We start from the raw sequence: 15,356 nt of genomic DNA, 5'->3' as shown, positions 1-15,356 counted from the left end.
TACACAAATCACCTGCAGGAGCTGACGAAGGCTGCGATTTTTTGCGTTTCAGGGGATTTGCACGCCTTCAGTCAGCAGCATGTCCACGAGACGGATCAAGGGCAGGCCAACGAGGCTGGTGGCATCAGGGCCCTCGGTGCTTTGAAACAAGCTGACTCCCAGGCCTTCGGCCTTGAAGCTGCCAGCGCAGTCGTAGGGTTGTTCTGCGTGCAGGTAGCGTTCGATGCGTGCAGAGTCGAGCGTGCGCATGTGTACGGTGAAAGGCACGCAGTCGACCTGGCAGCGGCCGGTTTGGCTGTTGAGTAGGGCTAGGCCGGTCAGGAACGTCACGCTGGCGCCACTCGCGGCCAACAGCTGTTCGCGGGCCTTTTCGAAGGTGTGGGGCTTGCCGATGATGGTGTTGCCGAGCACGGCAACCTGGTCGGAGCCGATAATCAGATGGCCGGCATGGTTGTCGGCCAGCGCCAGTGCCTTTTCCTCGGCGAGGCGTTTGACCAGATCAACGGCGGACTCCCCTGGGCGATGGCTTTCGTCGATATCCGGTGAGCTGCAGGTGAACGGCAGTTGCAGGCGGGCCAGCAATTCCCGGCGATAGACCGAGCTAGAAGCGAGTAATAAAGGCAGCATGGGCAGCTCCAGAAGGCGAGTGCGGATTTTAGCGGGGCTTGCAAGTGACCGACAGGGCTGAATTTCCTTTGACATGGGCGGGTGCATCCCTATAATGCTGCGCCTATGTTGAATGACCCGATTCCACCTCACGTTGACCCGCGCAAATTGGCTGACCGTGGCACCACCCTTCAAGGTGAATTGCTGCTGGCCGATTTGGAGAGACTCTGCGACCCGCTTTCCGACAATGTCGGTACGGTGCAGGCCAAATTAGTTTTTGAACGAGATGAACGTAAATCTGTGGTCATCCACAGCTTTATCGACACTGAAGTCAAAATGGTTTGCCAGCGTTGTCTTGAGCTGGTCACCCTGCCGATCCATAGCGAATGCAGTTATGCTGTGGTGAAGGAGGGTGCGAATACCCAGTCGTTGCCGAAAGGTTATGACGTGCTGGAACTGGGCGAAGATCCTTTGGATCTGCAGTCACTGATCGAGGAGGAGCTTCTGCTCGCCTTGCCCATTGTGCCTGCTCATCATCCGGAAGAATGCCAGCAGCCGGCGGGAGCAGATGAGCCCGAACCGAGCGAGGACGAGGTAACGCGGTCCAACCCGTTCAGTGTATTGGCGCAGTTAAAGCGTGACCCAAACGTTTAGGAGTTAATCAATTATGGCTGTTCAGCAGAACAAAAAATCCCGCTCTGCCCGTGACATGCGCCGTTCGCACGACGCTCTCGAGGCTAGCACCCTGTCTGTAGAAAAAACCACCGGTGAAGTTCACCTGCGTCACCACGTATCGCCAGAAGGCGTATACCGTGGCCGTAAAGTGATCGACAAGGGCGCTGACGAGTAATCACTTGTCCGCTCAAGTCATCGCGATTGACGCAATGGGCGGGGACTTCGGTCCCCGCAGCATTGTTCAGGCCAGCCTTGCTTGCCTGTCTGCAACTCCCTCGCTGCACCTGACCCTCGTCGGTCAACCCTCCCTCCTTGAAGAATTGATCGCTGGCCAATCGGCCGTGGATCGCGCGCGCCTGTCCATTGCTCCGGCGTCCGAAGTCATCACCATGGATGAAAAGCCTGCCCAGGCCTTGCGCGGCAAGCCCGACTCGTCGATGCGCGTGGCGCTTGAGTTGTTGCGCGACGACAAGGTCCAGGCGTGTGTCAGTGCCGGCAATACCGGTGCGTTGATGGCGTTGTCGCGGTTCGTGCTCAAGACTTTGCCGGGTATCGATCGACCGGCCATGGTCGCGGCGATCCCCACGCAGAAGGGTTATTGCCAGTTGCTGGATCTGGGTGCCAATGTCGATTGCAGTGCCGAGCATCTGTTGCAATTTGCGGTGATGGGCTCGGTGGCGGCCGAAACCCTGGGCATCGTTCGTCCGCGCGTCGCGTTGCTGAACATCGGCACTGAAGACATCAAGGGCAACCAGCAAGTGAAGCTGGCCGCCACCTTGCTGCAGAGTGCTCGCGGCATCAACTACATCGGTTTTGTGGAGGGTGACGGTTTGTATCGCGGCGAGGCGGATGTGGTGGTGTGCGACGGTTTTGTCGGCAATATTCTGCTCAAGTCCAGCGAGGGGCTGGCGACCATGATTGCCGGTCGTATCGAGGCGTTGTTCAAGAAAAGCCTGCCGTCGCGCATGGTCGGTGCATTGGCCTTGCCGTTGATGAAGCGCCTGCAAGCCGATCTGGCGCCGGCGCGGCATAACGGTGCCAGCTTTCTCGGTTTGCAGGGTATCGTGGTGAAAAGCCACGGTTCTGCCGGCGTGCAGGGGTTTCAGAGTGCAATTTCCCGTGCGTTGATCGAGATTCAGGAAAACCTGCCGGAACGCATCCACGGTCGTCTGGAGGATTTGTTGCTTTAGGCGTTTTCGTCGGACAATGCTTAAATGTGACCGCTCAGTTTAATTGGCCATCCAACTGTCAGTTTCTTGCGCCCCCAAAGTGGGGCGTCAATTCTCCGACGACAAGATCATTAGGGGCTTGTTACATGTCTGCTTCCCTCGCATTCGTCTTTCCGGGACAAGGTTCGCAGTCCCTCGGCATGCTGGCCGAGTTGGGCGCACAACATCCGCTTGTCCTCGAAACATTCAAAGAAGCTTCCGATGCTTTGGGTTATGACCTGTGGGCACTGACCCAGCAAGGGCCGGAAGAGCAACTCAATCAAACCGATAAAACCCAGCCGGCCATTCTGACCGCCTCGATCGCCTTGTGGCGCCTGTGGCTGGCGGAAGGTGGTGCGCGCCCGGCTTATGTGGCCGGTCACAGCCTGGGTGAATACAGCGCGCTGGTCGCGGCAGGCAGTCTGAGCCTGGGCGATGCAGTGAAGCTGGTTGAAACCCGCGGCAAGCTGATGCAGGAGGCCGTACCGGCCGGGCAGGGCGGTATGGCAGCCATTCTCGGTCTGGAAGACGCGGACGTGCGGGCTGCCTGCGCCGAAGCGGCTCAGGGCGAAGTGGTTAGCGCCGTCAACTTCAACTCCCCGGGTCAGGTGGTGATCGCCGGAGCCAAGGCTGCCGTTGATCGTGCCATCGAGATCTGCAAGGCCAAGGGCGCCAAGCGTGCCATGCCGCTGCCGGTCAGCGTGCCGTCGCACTGCGAGTTGATGCGTCCGGCTGCCGAGCGCTTCGCTGAATCCATCGCTGCCATTGACTGGCAGGCGCCGCAGATTCCTGTAGTGCAGAACGTCAGTGCAGAAGTACCGGCCGATCTGGAAACCCTCAAGCGCGATCTGCTCGAGCAGCTTTACAAGCCTGTACGCTGGGTCGAATCGGTCCAGGCGCTGGCAGCCAAGGGTGCGACCAATCTTGTCGAATGCGGCCCTGGCAAAGTGCTGGCCGGTCTGAACAAGCGTTGCGCCGATGGCGTATCGACTTCCAACCTCAATACCCCAGATGCTTTCGCTGCCGCACGCGCAGCGCTGGCCTGAATCAGGAGAAGCTTGCATGAGTCTGCAAGGTAAAGTTGCACTGGTCACCGGTGCGAGCCGCGGTATCGGCCAGGCTATCGCCCTGGAACTGGGTCGTCAGGGTGCCATCGTTGTCGGCACCGCGACCTCCGCCTCCGGGGCTGAGCGCATTGCCGCCACCCTGAAGGAAAACGGCATTCAAGGCACCGGCCTTGAGCTCAATGTCACCAGCGACGAGTCCGTGTCTGCTGTCCTGGCCAGCATCCAGGAGCAATTCGGTGCCCCGGCGATTCTGGTCAACAATGCCGGTATCACCCGCGATAACCTGATGATGCGCATGAAAGACGACGAATGGTATGACGTGGTCGATACCAATCTGAACAGTCTGTATCGCCTGTCCAAGGGTGTTTTGCGTGGCATGACCAAGGCCCGTTGGGGACGAATTATCAGTATTGGTTCGGTTGTGGGTGCCATGGGCAACGCTGGCCAAGTAAACTATGCCGCCGCCAAGGCCGGACTGGAGGGTTTCAGCCGTGCGCTGGCGCGTGAAGTCGGTTCGCGTTCGATTACCGTCAACTCGGTGACCCCAGGGTTCATCGATACCGATATGACCCGTGAACTGCCGGAAGCGCAGCGTGAAGCCTTGCAGACGCAGATTCCGCTGGGTCGTCTGGGGCAAGCTCAAGAGATCGCGTCTGTGGTCGCTTTTCTTGCGTCCGACGGTGCAGCCTACGTGACCGGGGCTACAATCCCGGTGAATGGCGGGATGTACATGTAAGTTAAATGTGACGGATTGCTTCAAAAAAATGTCATACGAGCTGTCTAAAATCCGTTATAAAGCTGCAATCTATTTATAGGCAGAGGGCTGCAGGGTTTGAGGAGTGAAGCTTTCAGTTGAAAAGCTGAAAAGCCTTTCTATACACTTACCCACTGGCCAGCTGCCTGAATTTGTCCATTAGGAGTGAAAACAAGGTATGAGCACCATCGAAGAGCGCGTCAAGAAAATCGTTGCCGAGCAACTGGGCGTTAAAGAAGAAGAAGTGGTCAACACTGCTTCCTTCGTTGAAGACCTGGGTGCCGACTCCCTTGACACCGTTGAGCTGGTGATGGCTCTGGAAGAGGAATTCGAGACCGAAATCCCTGACGAAGAAGCTGAGAAGATCACTACTGTACAAGCTGCAATCGACTACGTTACTAGCCACCAGGCGTAATAGTTTGTAATCGTTGCTCGCTGTCATGGAAAAACCGCACTGCCGCATGGCGTGCGGTTTTTTCTTTAGGCCTGATGCAAAGTCGTCATTTGAAAAAAGGAGAGTGCTGTGTCGCGTAGACGCGTCGTAGTCACCGGTATGGGTATGTTGTCGCCACTGGGCACGGATGTGCCAAGCAGCTGGCAGGGCATTCTGGCTGGCCGCAGTGGCATTGGTCTGATCGAACACACCGACCTTTCTGCCTATTCCACCCGTTTTGGCGGCTCGGTAAAGGGCTTCAATGTCGAGGAGTACCTGTCGGTCAAGGAAGCCCGCAAGCTCGACCTGTTCATTCAATACGGTCTGGCTGCAGGTTTTCAGGCAGTACGCAATGCCGGTCTGGAAGTCACCGACGCCAACCGTGAGCGTATCGGTGTGGCCATGGGATCGGGTATTGGCGGACTGACCAATATCGAAGAAACCAGCCGCACGCTGCATGAGACCGGTCCACGACGGATTTCTCCGTTTTTCGTACCGGGCTCGATCATCAATATGATTTCCGGTTTCCTGTCCATCCACCTGGGTGCACAGGGGCCTAACTACGCCATCGCCACGGCCTGTACCACCGGTACGCACTGCATTGGCATGGCCGCTCGTAACATCATGTACGACGAAGCCGACGTGATGATTGCCGGCGGCGCCGAGATGGCGGCCTGCGGTCTGGGCATGGGTGGCTTCGGTGCTTCCCGCGCGCTGTCGACCCGCAACGACGAGCCGACCCGCGCCAGCCGCCCATGGGACAAGGGGCGTGATGGCTTCGTGCTTTCCGACGGCGCCGGTGCGCTGGTGCTGGAAGAGCTGGAACACGCCAAGGCTCGCGGCGCGACCATTTATGCCGAGCTGATAGGCTTCGGTACCAGCGGCGATGCTTTCCACATGACTTCGCCACCTGCCGATGGCGGCGGCGCGGCGCGTTGCATGACCAATGCCTTGCGCGACGCCAAAATCAATGGCGATCAGGTCCAGTACATCAATGCCCACGGTACTTCGACGCCCGCTGGCGACCTTGCCGAAGCCAATGCAATCAAGTCGGTGTTCGGTGACCACGCCTACAAGCTGGCCGTCAGTTCGACCAAGTCCATGACCGGTCACCTGTTGGGTGCAGCGGGCGCCGTCGAAGCGATCTTCAGCGTGCTGGCGATCAACAGCCAGGTAGCGCCACCGACCATCAACCTCGATGAGCCGGACGAAGGCTGCGATCTCGATTTCGTGCCGCACACCGCGCGCCATATGGATATCGATGTGGTCCTGTCCAACTCCTTCGGTTTTGGCGGCACCAATGGCTCGCTGGTGTTCCGTCGGTTCGCAGGCTGATGGACTGCTGGGTCGACGGTCAGCCGGCTGACGCTTTGTCGCTGAAGGATCGCGGCCTGGCTTACGGCGATGGTCTGTTCGAAACCATCGCCGTGCGGGATGGCTTTCCAGTCCTGCTGGATCGCCATCTGGTGCGGCTGGCCAGGGGTTGCCGGCGGTTGGCAATCAATCTGGATCATGGTGCTGTGGTCACGGAAGTGTTGACCTATGCCGAGCAACTGAAGGAAGGCGTGCTCAAGCTGATCGTGACTCGCGGCGACAGCCTGCGTGGTTACGCTTTCGATCCTTCGGCCCCGGCCCGTCGTATCCTATCGGGCAACCCTCCTGCGGTTTACCCGCAGGCCTATGCGGAGCAGGGCATTCGCCTGTTTCCCTGTACCACACGACTTTCCTTTCAACCTCTTCTCGCCGGTCTCAAACACTTGAACCGTCTTGAGCAGGTGATGGCGCGCGCCGAGTGGCAGGACAGCGAACATGCCGAAGGTTTGATGCTCGATCAGGCCGGTCGTGTGATCGAGGGCGTGTTCAGCAACCTGTTCCTGGTGCATAACGGCGTGTTGATCACTGCAGATTTGAGCTACTGCGGTGTAGAAGGTGTGATGCGTGCCGAATTATTGTCTCAGGCCGAATCCTTGGGTATCCCCATACAAATCACCGACATCACGCTTGAGCAGCTGCAGGGAGCGGACGAAGTCTTTGTCTGCAACAGCGTGTATGGCGTATGGCCGGTAAATGCCTATGCAGCGCTGAGCTGGCCGGTTGGGCCGCTCACCCGTAAACTTCAAACTATTGCCTGCGCGCTACTGGATGCTTGATACGTGAGACGTAAATTCTTGCTGCTGCTGGAAACCGGACTGGTTCTGGCGGGGCTGATGTTGGGTGCTTCCGCCTGGAAGATTCATTCGGCGCTGGTACAGCCGTTGAATATCACTCAGGAAGAACTGTTGGAGGTGCCCAAGGGCACCACACCGAACCGCACCTTCCTGCGACTTGAAGCCGATGGCCTCATCAAGGACGCTTTCTGGCTTCGCGTGTACTGGCGCTTCAATTTGCCCAAACAACCGCTGCACAGTGGTGAGTACCGGATGGTACCCGGTATGACCGTCGAAGGTCTGATCGATCTGTGGAAGCGTGGGGAAATGGTGCAATACAGCATGACCCTGGTCGAAGGCTGGAACTTCCATCAGGTCCGTGCAGCGCTCGCCAAAGAAGAGAAGCTTGATCGTACCCTTGACGGTTTGAGCGACAGTCAGGTCATGGACAAACTGGGCCATGCCGGGGTTTTCCCTGAAGGACGATTCTTCCCCGACACTTACCGCTTCGTGCGCGGCATGACGGATGTCGAACTGTTGAAAACAGCCTACGACCGCCTCGACGAGGTGCTGGCCAAGGAATGGAGTCAGCGTGCGGCGGACGTGCCCTATACCGACCCCTATCAAGCCTTGATCATGGCCTCGCTGGTTGAAAAAGAGACCGGCGTGCCGCAGGAGCGTGGGCAGATCGCCGGTGTGTTCGTGCGACGCATGGCGATCGGTATGTTGCTGCAGACCGACCCGACGGTAATCTATGGCCTCGGTGATCGGTACAGTGGCAAGTTGACCCGCGCCCATCTCAAGGAACCTACGCCTTACAACACCTATGTGATTGCGGGTCTGCCGCCGACCCCGATTGCGATGGTTGGCCGCGAAGCGATCCATGCGGCGCTGAATCCGGTGGCCGGAAACAGCCTGTACTTCGTGGCGCGTGGAGATGGCAGTCACGTGTTCTCCGATGACCTGGACGCCCACAACAATGCCGTGCGTGAGTACCAGCTCAAGCGCCGTGCCGACTATCGCTCCAGCCCGGCGCCGGTCAACGCGTCCGAGACCCCGCAAGGCCCGGCTGCGCATATCCAGGCTTCGGACGCTCAAGCGCCGCAATCTGAAGCTGCGGAATCTGCAACTCCTGAATCTCAGGCCGAGCAGGATCAGGCTCCAATCCCGGCCGCTTCGCCCAATACCGCGCCCGAGGTTCTGCCTCCGGTACAGCCGCAAGAGACCGCGCCTGAATCTGCACCCGCCCCCGAGTCGGCAGCAAACGCATCGCAAGGCCCGCAATGAATCTGATTAAGGACTGCCTGTGACTGGCTTGTTTATTACACTGGAAGGCCCCGAAGGCGCCGGCAAGAGCACCAACCGTGAATACTTGGCCGAGCGCCTGCGCGCCGCAGGTATCGAGGTGGTACTGACCCGTGAACCGGGTGGCACGCCACTGGCCGAGCGCATCCGCGAAGTGCTGTTGGCGCCGGTCGATGAAGTCATGAATCCGGACACGGAGTTGCTGCTGGTGTTTGCTGCACGCGCCCAGCACTTGTCCGAGGTGATTCGCCCGGCCCTGGCCCGAGGTGCCGTGGTGTTGTGTGATCGTTTCACCGATTCGACTTATGCCTACCAGGGCGGCGGCCGTGGCTTGTCACTGGAGCGTATCGCTACTCTGGAAACTTTTGTCCAGGGTGATCTGCGCCCCGATCTGACGCTGATCTTCGATTTGCCGGTGGAGGTGGGCCTGGCCCGCGCCAGTGCCCGAGGTCGTCTGGATCGCTTCGAACTCGAAGGCCGGACCTTTTTCGATGCCGTGCGCAGTGCCTTCCTCAAGCGCGCGGCAGCGGAGCCGGCGCGTTACGTACTGATTGATGCCGCACAGCCGTTGACGCAGGTTCAGCAATCGCTCGACACCTTGTTGCCGCGTTTGCTGGAGTTGAGCCGTGGCTGAAGCCTATCCGTGGCAGGACAGTCTCTGGCAGCAGTTGGCTGGCCGTTCACAACACGCTCACGCCTATTTGCTGCATGGTCCGGCCGGAATCGGCAAGCGGGCGCTGGCCGAGCGCTTGATGGCGAGCCTGTTGTGCCAGCGCCCGATGGCGCAGGATGCCTGCGGCGAATGCAAATCCTGCCTGCTGCTCAAGGCTGGCAGTCACCCCGATAACTACATTCTGGAGCCGGAAGAGGCTGACAAGGCCATCAAGGTCGACCAGGTCCGGGATCTGGTCAGCTTCGTGGTCCAGACTGCACAGCTGGGCGGGCGCAAAGTGGTGCTGATCGAGCCGGTCGAGTCGATGAACATCAACGCTGCCAACGCCTTGCTCAAAAGCCTGGAGGAGCCTTCTGGCGACACGGTCCTGCTGCTGGTCAGTCATCAGCCCAGTCGTTTGCTGCCAACCATCAAGAGCCGGTGCGTGCAGCAGGCGTGTCCGCTGCCGAGTGAAGTCATGAGTCTGTCATGGCTGGCCAAGGCGCTCCCGGACTGTTCTGAAGAAGAGCGCATTGAGCTGCTGATCCTGGCGGCTGGCTCGCCATTGGCCGCCGTCAACCTGCACACCCAAGGTGTGCGCGAACAGCGTGCGCAAGTGGTTGATGGGGTGAAGAAGCTGCTCAAGCAGCAACAATCGCCCACGCAGCTGGCCGAAGGCTGGAATGCGATTCCGTTGTTGCTGCTGTTCGACTGGTTCTGTGATTGGTCGAGCCTGATCCTTCGCTATCAGCTGACCCAGGATGAAGACGGGCTCGGACTCGCGGATATGCGCAAGGTCATCCAATACCTGGCGCAGAAAACCGGCCAGGACAAGGTTCTGGATATCCAGGACTGGATCCTCGCCCAGCGCCAGAAAGTGTTGAGCAAAGCCAACCTCAATCGAGTGTTGTTGCTGGAGGCGTTGCTGGTGCAATGGGCGACGTTGCCTGCCCAGAGATAACCGTCTGTGCCTAGACTCTGATTGTCAGCAGTGGAGGTCAGCATGAATGAATCTGTCAGTCCGGGACCACGTAACGGTATTTTGTCCCTGACCATCAAAGACAAGTCCGTGCTTTACGCGGCCTACATGCCATTTATCAAGAACGGCGGCCTGTTTATCCCGACCAACAAGAGCTACAGGTTGGGCGATGAGGTTTTCATGCTGCTGCACTTGTTCGATGAACCGGAAAAGATCCCCGTGGCCGGCAAGGTCACCTGGGTCACCCCTAAAGGCGCGCAAGGTAATCGTGCCGCCGGGGTTGGCGTGCAGTTCAATGAAGGCGACAACACTGCGCGCAGTCGAATCGAAACCCATCTGGCCGGAGCCCTGAAGTCCGACCGTCCCACCCATACGATGTAAGTTGCAGCCCTTTTATGCTCGTAGATTCCCATTGTCACCTTGATCGTCTCGACCTTGCCGCCCATGACGGCTCCCTGGATGCCGCACTCGATGCGGCCCGTCAGCGTGGGGTAGGGCACTTTTTGTGTATCGGTGTCAGCGCCGACAACGCCGCCGACGTCAAAGCCTTGGCCGAGCGCTATGACGATGTCGACTGTTCGGTCGGCGTCCATCCTCTGGACGTGCAGCCGGGGGCGGCGCCCGCGCTGGACTGGCTGTTGCAGGAACTCAATCACCCGCGTGTGGTGGCGATCGGTGAAACCGGTCTGGACTACCACTACGAGCCGGAAGCGGCGGAGTTGCAGCAAGAATCCTTCAGGTTGCACCTGCAAGCCGCTCAGCAGACCGGCAAGCCGGTGATCATTCATACCCGTGGCGCCCGTGCCGATACCTTGAACCTGTTACGTGAAGCGGCGTTGCCCCAGGCGGGCGTGTTGCATTGCTTCACGGAGGACTGGGACATGGCCAAGGCGGCGCTGGACATGGGGTACTACATCTCCCTGTCGGGCATCGTCACGTTCCGCAATGCCGATGCGTTGCGCGATGTGGCCAGCAAGGTGCCGGCCGACCGATTGCTGGTGGAAACCGACTCGCCCTACCTGGCACCGATCCCGTATCGCGGCAAACCGAACCTGCCGCAGTATGTGCGGGAAGTGGCAGAGTTTCTGGCAATGTTGCGCGGGGAGCCTTACGAGCGATTTGCCGAACAGACGACGGAAAACTTCAAGCGTTTGTTTCCGTTGGCCCATGTGAAAGGCTGAATCGCAGGCAAAAAAAACCCGGGTTCTGGGGGGTGAATCCGGGTTAAGACCATTAGGAGTAAAACAATGGTACGCGGTCCGTTGGTACCAATATCGGCGTGACACTTGGGGGAGATGCCCCGCCGACAGTTCAAGTATTGATCAGTATTTCACCCAGTCCAGTTTGTCTGCCGCGGTTTTTAAACAAATTTGGAATACGGGCGCTTCAGAAGAGTTCTCATCACCGGGCGACCCAACGGGAAATACTCAAGAAACACAGATATGGTCGGATGATCCGTGCATTTTTGCGTAATTTAGGCATAATACGCGGCTTCGAATTTTGACCCCTACAGACCTTTTCTTATGCATAAAGAACCTCGTAAGGTCCGTGAGTTTCGTCGCCGCGAGCAAGAAATTCTCGATACCGCGCTCAAGCTGTTCCTCGAACAAGGTGAAGACAGTGTCACCGTCGAGATGATTGCTGATGCCGTCGGTATCGGCAAAGGCACGATCTACAAGCACTTCAAATCCAAGGCCGAGATCTACCTGCGCCTGATGCTCGACTACGAGCGCGATTTGAACGAGCTGTTGCACTCCGCCGACGTCGACAAGGACAAGGAAGCCCTGTCCCGCGCCTATTTCGAGTTCCGCATGCGCGATCCACAACGTTATCGCCTGTTCGATCGTCTGGAAGAGAAGGTGGTCAAGGGCAACCAGGTGCCTGAGATGATCGAGGAGCTGCACAAGATCCGCGCCTCGAACTTCGAACGCCTGACCCTGTTGATCAAGGGGCGGATCAGCGAAGGCAAGCTTGAAGACGTGCCGCCTTATTTCCATTACTGCGCGTCCTGGGCGCTGGTGCACGGTGCTGTGGCGCTGTATCACTCGCCGTTCTGGAGCAACGTGCTGGAAGATCAGGAAGGCTTCTTCCAGTTCCTGATGGACATCGGCGTGCGCATGGGCAACAAGCGCAAACGCGATACCGACACCCCGAGCAGCTGAACCATTCAGCAGCCTGATTGCGCCATTATTTTGCTACATGGTGCAGTACCGCAGGAATATACTCAGGCTAAGGACTTGCTAAAACTTGATTTGTGAGTCAAGTTTCAGCGGTCCGAATATTCTTTCGCCGGAGTGACCATGATCGTTGACCGTCAAGGCAGGCGTTTCCGCAATTTGCGAGTCAGCCTGACTTCAGCCTGCAATTACGCCTGTACCTACTGCGTGCCTAACGGCAAGCGGCTGGTGGCTGCGCAGGATGAATTGTCGGCCGAAGCCATGGCACGCGGTGTGGCCTATCTGATTGAAGCGGCCGGCATCGAGCGCTTGCGCATCACCGGTGGCGAGCCGCTGGTCAGTCCGAAACTCGAAACCTTCATGACTGCGGTCGGGCGGATGGGGCTGCAGGACATCAGCCTGACTACCAATGGTCAATTGCTGGCGAAAAAGTTGCCACTGCTGGTGGACGCTGGTATTCGTCGCATCAATGTTTCCCTCGATACCCTGGACGCCGGTGCATTCCGCGGCATTGCCCGTGGCGGCGATCTGGCGACCGTGCTTGGCGGCATGGAGCAGGCCCGCGCAGCCGGGATGAAGATCAAGGTCAACATGGTGCCTCTGCGTGGTCAGAACCTCGATCAGGTCATGCCCTTGCTCGATTACTGCCTGGAGCGCGGCTATGAGCTGCGCTTTATCGAGTTGATGCGCATGGGACACCTGGCCAGTGACGCCAATGCTTTCCTGCAACAGTTCGTCAGTCTTCAACAGTTACTTGGCCTGATCGGCGAGCGCTATGAATACCTGCAGGCTGATGCGCCGATGGATGCCACGGCGGTGCGCTACGAGATTCCGGGGCAGGGCTATTTCGGGGTGATCGCCAACGAAAGCGTGCCTTTCTGTCGTACCTGTTCACGTTTGCGCCTTTCATCCACGGGATGGCTGCATGGCTGTCTCTCGTCGAGTAACCGCCACTATGTCGGCGATTTGCTGGACAAGCCGCGGCATCAAGCACTTCCTGCGCTGCAACGGCTGCTGGTCAAGGCCTTGGGCGACAAGCAGGAAGTGGCGTTTTCCGGCGGTGCGACCGTAATGAAAATTATCGGCGGCTGAACTGGCCTGCTCGCGAATCGATCTGTGCTGATCGATCGCGAGCTGGCGCAAAAGCTGCATCCCACGGCCATTCGCCGGTTTTCCGTCACCGGCCTCTGGAGGATAGGATGCGTAGCCTGGTTTTGCTGCTGGCCGTTTTGGCGCTCGGTGGCTGCATGAATGTCAGCGATATGGCCGAAGGGGCTCGCTACCATATGAGCGACGCCGGCTTTCTGGATCACAGCGACAGTCGCCGGGTGAATAACCTGCGCATTCAACCGGATTCGTTCGTCTACATCGCCCAGGGCGCTTTTATGCCGCCGGGCGGCACCGCTTATCCACGTCCCAACGTAATCGCCGAAGTCGCCTTCGACGGCTTCATCGAATACTTCCCGATGGTCCGCCGCGCACGTACGCCGGAGGGGCTTGACCAGGCCATGAGCGAAGCGCGTTCCGTTGGCGCTCATTACCTGCTCTATACCCGCTTCGCCAAGGCCGATGACCGCATCGGCAACTCGGATGAGTGGCTGGATCAGGAAGCCGTGGACCGCCTTGGTATCGACACTGGCGTGATTCAGATCATGTTGATCGAGACCAGCACCCAGTATTTGATTGATACTGCACGGATCAAGAGTCGTGGTGGCTTGCTGACGTTCCACGACGAGAAACCAGAAGACCTGATGGGCCCGCCGCTGGAGCAATATGCTCGCAGCCTGTTGGGGCTCAGCAACCAGTAATCCAAGGAGATCGCCATGAGTGGCCCGCAAAAAGCCAACGACCTGCTGGGGCAAATCCCCAAGACCCAAGGCTTGCCACCGGTCCACTTGTGGAACCCCGACTTCTGCGGCGACATCGACATGCGTATTGCCCGCGATGGCACCTGGTATTATCTGGGCACGCCGATCGGGCGCAAGCCGATGGTCAAGCTGTTTTCCACCATCATTCGCCGCGACGGTGATGATTATTTCCTCGTTACCCCGGTCGAGAAGGTTGGCATCAAGGTTGATGACGCGCCCTTTGTTGCGGTTGCGCTGGAGGTGGAAGGCGAGGGCGAGGCTCAGGTGCTGCGCTTTGCCACGAATGTCGAAGAGACCGCCGATGCGGGTTCCGAGCACCCGATTCGCGTGGTGATCGATCCGCAGACGCAAGAGCCATCCCCTTACGTACATGTGCGCAGCAACCTCGAGGCCTTGATTCACCGCAACGTGTTCTATCAGTTGGTGGAACTGGCCGTTACCCGCGAGATCGACGGGCAGCGGTGGCTTGGTGTGTGGAGTGCAGGCGAGTTCTTCCGCATCGGTCTCGAACCCTGACACATAACCCTGTGGGAGCGAACAGGCTCGCTCCCACAGTGGTTCGTCGCATTTCCCCGAAAAATCAAATTGACAGTCAATCGTATGATGATTAGCGTGGACCTCCATCGCGAATGGCGTTGAGGTGTCCATGTCCAGCAGTTTTCATGCGTCGACGGTCGATTGGCTGGGTTGCTGGATCGCCACCGGGCAGGTAAAGCCCGGCGAAACCCTCAAGGTCGAAGCCGACCTTGGTGAACAGCTCGGCGTCAGCCGCACGGTCATTCGCGAAGCCATCAAAACCCTGGTCGCCAAAGGCATGCTCGAAGTCGGGCCGAAGGTCGGCACGCGGGTGCTGCCGGTGCGACGCTGGAACCTGTTCGATCCGCAAGTCGTGGGCTGGTTGTCCCGAAGCGGTTTGCCGGAAAATTTTGTCGATGACTTGCTCGATCTGCGCCGCACCATCGAACCGATGGCAGTGCGTTGGGCGTGCGAACGCGCAACCGCCGTGCAAGTGGACGCAATTCTATTGGCTTACAACGCTTTGGAGCGTTCGGTGGACAGTGGCGTCGACTATAACCGCGCCGATCAGCTTTTCCACGAGTGCATTCTTGCCGCCAGCCACAATCAATTCATCGAGCAAATGGTCCCGGCCCTTGGTGCGTTGCTGGCGGTGTGTTTCGAAGTCTCTGCCGCCGACCCGGATGAATTGCGCCGTACCTTGCCCATTCACAAAGACATGGCTGACGCGATCGCTGCACGAGACTCCGCGCGGGGTGTCTGGGCCTGCATGACCCTGATCGATAACGCCGACTTGGCCATCAAACGCTATTACCCACAGGTCATGGCTGACAAAAAAACCGGTTGAATATGAATCCCCTTGTGGGGGGGGGGGGGGGGGGGGGGGGGGGGGGGGGGGGGGGGGGGGGGGGGGGGGGGAGGAGAACCGACTTCAGAGGGGCGTGGCCACACAATACAAAACAAAAAAAA

At 58.8% G+C, this 15,356-nt stretch carries 19 protein-coding genes; 18 read left to right on the top strand and 1 reads right to left on the bottom strand.

Features of this window, described 5'->3' with window-relative positions; all coding sequences use genetic code 11:
* Positions 1–48: 48 nt before the first annotated feature.
* Complete coding sequence (locus tag ACSFE6_RS17725) at positions 49–627, bottom strand: Maf family protein (protein WP_435428845.1); 579 nt, start codon at positions 625–627, stop codon at positions 49–51.
* Positions 628–732: 105 nt separating this feature from the next.
* Here ACSFE6_RS17725 and ACSFE6_RS17720 point away from each other — a divergent pair, with 105 nt between their 5' ends.
* The 18 genes from ACSFE6_RS17720 (at position 733) to ACSFE6_RS17635 (ending at position 15,234) form a co-directional block, all read left to right on the top strand.
* The gene (locus ACSFE6_RS17720) at positions 733–1,260 is read left to right on the top strand and encodes a YceD family protein (protein ID WP_175376100.1); all 528 of its coding nucleotides are present in this window, start codon (positions 733–735) and stop codon (positions 1,258–1,260) included.
* A gap of 13 nt (positions 1,261–1,273) precedes the next feature.
* Positions 1,274–1,456 (top strand): 50S ribosomal protein L32, encoded by a 183-nt coding sequence (gene rpmF / locus ACSFE6_RS17715; protein ID WP_003179396.1) that lies wholly within the window; start codon positions 1,274–1,276, stop codon positions 1,454–1,456.
* Positions 1,457–1,460: 4 nt separating this feature from the next.
* Positions 1,461–2,471, top strand: coding sequence for a phosphate acyltransferase PlsX (gene plsX, locus ACSFE6_RS17710; protein WP_435428844.1), 1,011 nt, complete (start codon positions 1,461–1,463; stop codon positions 2,469–2,471).
* 125 nt (positions 2,472–2,596) lie between these two features.
* Complete coding sequence (gene fabD / locus ACSFE6_RS17705) at positions 2,597–3,535, top strand: ACP S-malonyltransferase (protein WP_435428843.1); 939 nt, start codon at positions 2,597–2,599, stop codon at positions 3,533–3,535.
* A 16-nt stretch (positions 3,536–3,551) separates the two neighbouring features.
* Positions 3,552–4,292: a 3-oxoacyl-ACP reductase FabG gene (gene fabG / locus ACSFE6_RS17700; protein ID WP_096512916.1), complete on the top strand. Its 741-nt coding sequence runs from the start codon at positions 3,552–3,554 to the stop codon at positions 4,290–4,292.
* A 196-nt stretch (positions 4,293–4,488) separates the two neighbouring features.
* Positions 4,489–4,725: an acyl carrier protein gene (gene acpP, locus ACSFE6_RS17695; protein WP_003175607.1), complete on the top strand. Its 237-nt coding sequence runs from the start codon at positions 4,489–4,491 to the stop codon at positions 4,723–4,725.
* 108 nt (positions 4,726–4,833) lie between these two features.
* On the top strand, positions 4,834–6,078 hold the full coding sequence (fabF, locus tag ACSFE6_RS17690) for a beta-ketoacyl-ACP synthase II (protein WP_435428842.1): 1,245 nt from the start codon (positions 4,834–4,836) through the stop codon (positions 6,076–6,078).
* Positions 6,078–6,893 carry an aminodeoxychorismate lyase gene (gene pabC, locus ACSFE6_RS17685; RefSeq protein WP_435428841.1) on the top strand — a complete coding sequence of 272 codons (816 nt, stop codon included), beginning with the start codon at positions 6,078–6,080 and terminating at the stop codon, positions 6,891–6,893. Before fabF ends, pabC begins: the two co-directional genes overlap by 1 nt.
* Before the next feature lie 3 nt (positions 6,894–6,896).
* A complete protein-coding gene (mltG, locus tag ACSFE6_RS17680) occupies positions 6,897–8,177 on the top strand; it encodes an endolytic transglycosylase MltG (RefSeq protein ID WP_435428840.1) in 1,281 nt (426 codons plus the stop codon).
* A gap of 19 nt (positions 8,178–8,196) precedes the next feature.
* Positions 8,197–8,829, top strand: a complete 633-nt coding sequence (gene tmk / locus ACSFE6_RS17675; RefSeq protein WP_435428839.1) for a dTMP kinase — start codon at positions 8,197–8,199, stop codon at positions 8,827–8,829.
* Positions 8,822–9,808, top strand: coding sequence for a DNA polymerase III subunit delta' (locus ACSFE6_RS17670; RefSeq protein WP_435428838.1), 987 nt, complete (start codon positions 8,822–8,824; stop codon positions 9,806–9,808). Before tmk ends, ACSFE6_RS17670 begins: the two co-directional genes overlap by 8 nt.
* 42 nt (positions 9,809–9,850) lie before the next feature.
* Positions 9,851–10,207 (top strand): PilZ domain-containing protein, encoded by a 357-nt coding sequence (locus ACSFE6_RS17665; RefSeq protein WP_435428837.1) that lies wholly within the window; start codon positions 9,851–9,853, stop codon positions 10,205–10,207.
* Positions 10,208–10,221: 14 nt separating this feature from the next.
* Complete coding sequence (locus ACSFE6_RS17660; RefSeq protein ID WP_435428836.1) at positions 10,222–11,007, top strand: TatD family hydrolase; 786 nt, start codon at positions 10,222–10,224, stop codon at positions 11,005–11,007.
* A gap of 342 nt (positions 11,008–11,349) precedes the next feature.
* The gene (locus ACSFE6_RS17655; RefSeq protein ID WP_034149949.1) at positions 11,350–11,988 is read left to right on the top strand and encodes a TetR/AcrR family transcriptional regulator; all 639 of its coding nucleotides are present in this window, start codon (positions 11,350–11,352) and stop codon (positions 11,986–11,988) included.
* Between the two features lie 138 nt (positions 11,989–12,126).
* Positions 12,127–13,095, top strand: a complete 969-nt coding sequence (locus ACSFE6_RS17650; protein WP_435428835.1) for a GTP 3',8-cyclase MoaA — start codon at positions 12,127–12,129, stop codon at positions 13,093–13,095.
* Positions 13,096–13,202: 107 nt separating this feature from the next.
* Entirely contained in the window at positions 13,203–13,811 is a 609-nt protein-coding gene (locus ACSFE6_RS17645) for a DUF4823 domain-containing protein (RefSeq protein WP_435428834.1), read from the top strand.
* Positions 13,812–13,826: 15 nt separating this feature from the next.
* The gene (locus tag ACSFE6_RS17640; RefSeq protein WP_435428833.1) at positions 13,827–14,387 is read left to right on the top strand and encodes a DUF1285 domain-containing protein; all 561 of its coding nucleotides are present in this window, start codon (positions 13,827–13,829) and stop codon (positions 14,385–14,387) included.
* A gap of 130 nt (positions 14,388–14,517) precedes the next feature.
* The gene (locus ACSFE6_RS17635) at positions 14,518–15,234 is read left to right on the top strand and encodes a FadR/GntR family transcriptional regulator (protein ID WP_435428832.1); all 717 of its coding nucleotides are present in this window, start codon (positions 14,518–14,520) and stop codon (positions 15,232–15,234) included.
* The last annotated feature ends 122 nt before the right edge of the window (positions 15,235–15,356 follow it).

The sequence above is a fragment of the Pseudomonas baetica genome (assembly GCF_051216495.1).
GTDB classification, from domain to species: domain Bacteria; phylum Pseudomonadota; class Gammaproteobacteria; order Pseudomonadales; family Pseudomonadaceae; genus Aquipseudomonas; species Aquipseudomonas baetica_B.
The sequence above is the reverse complement of the archived record's forward strand: the minus strand, read 5'-3'. Positions and strand labels throughout refer to the sequence as shown.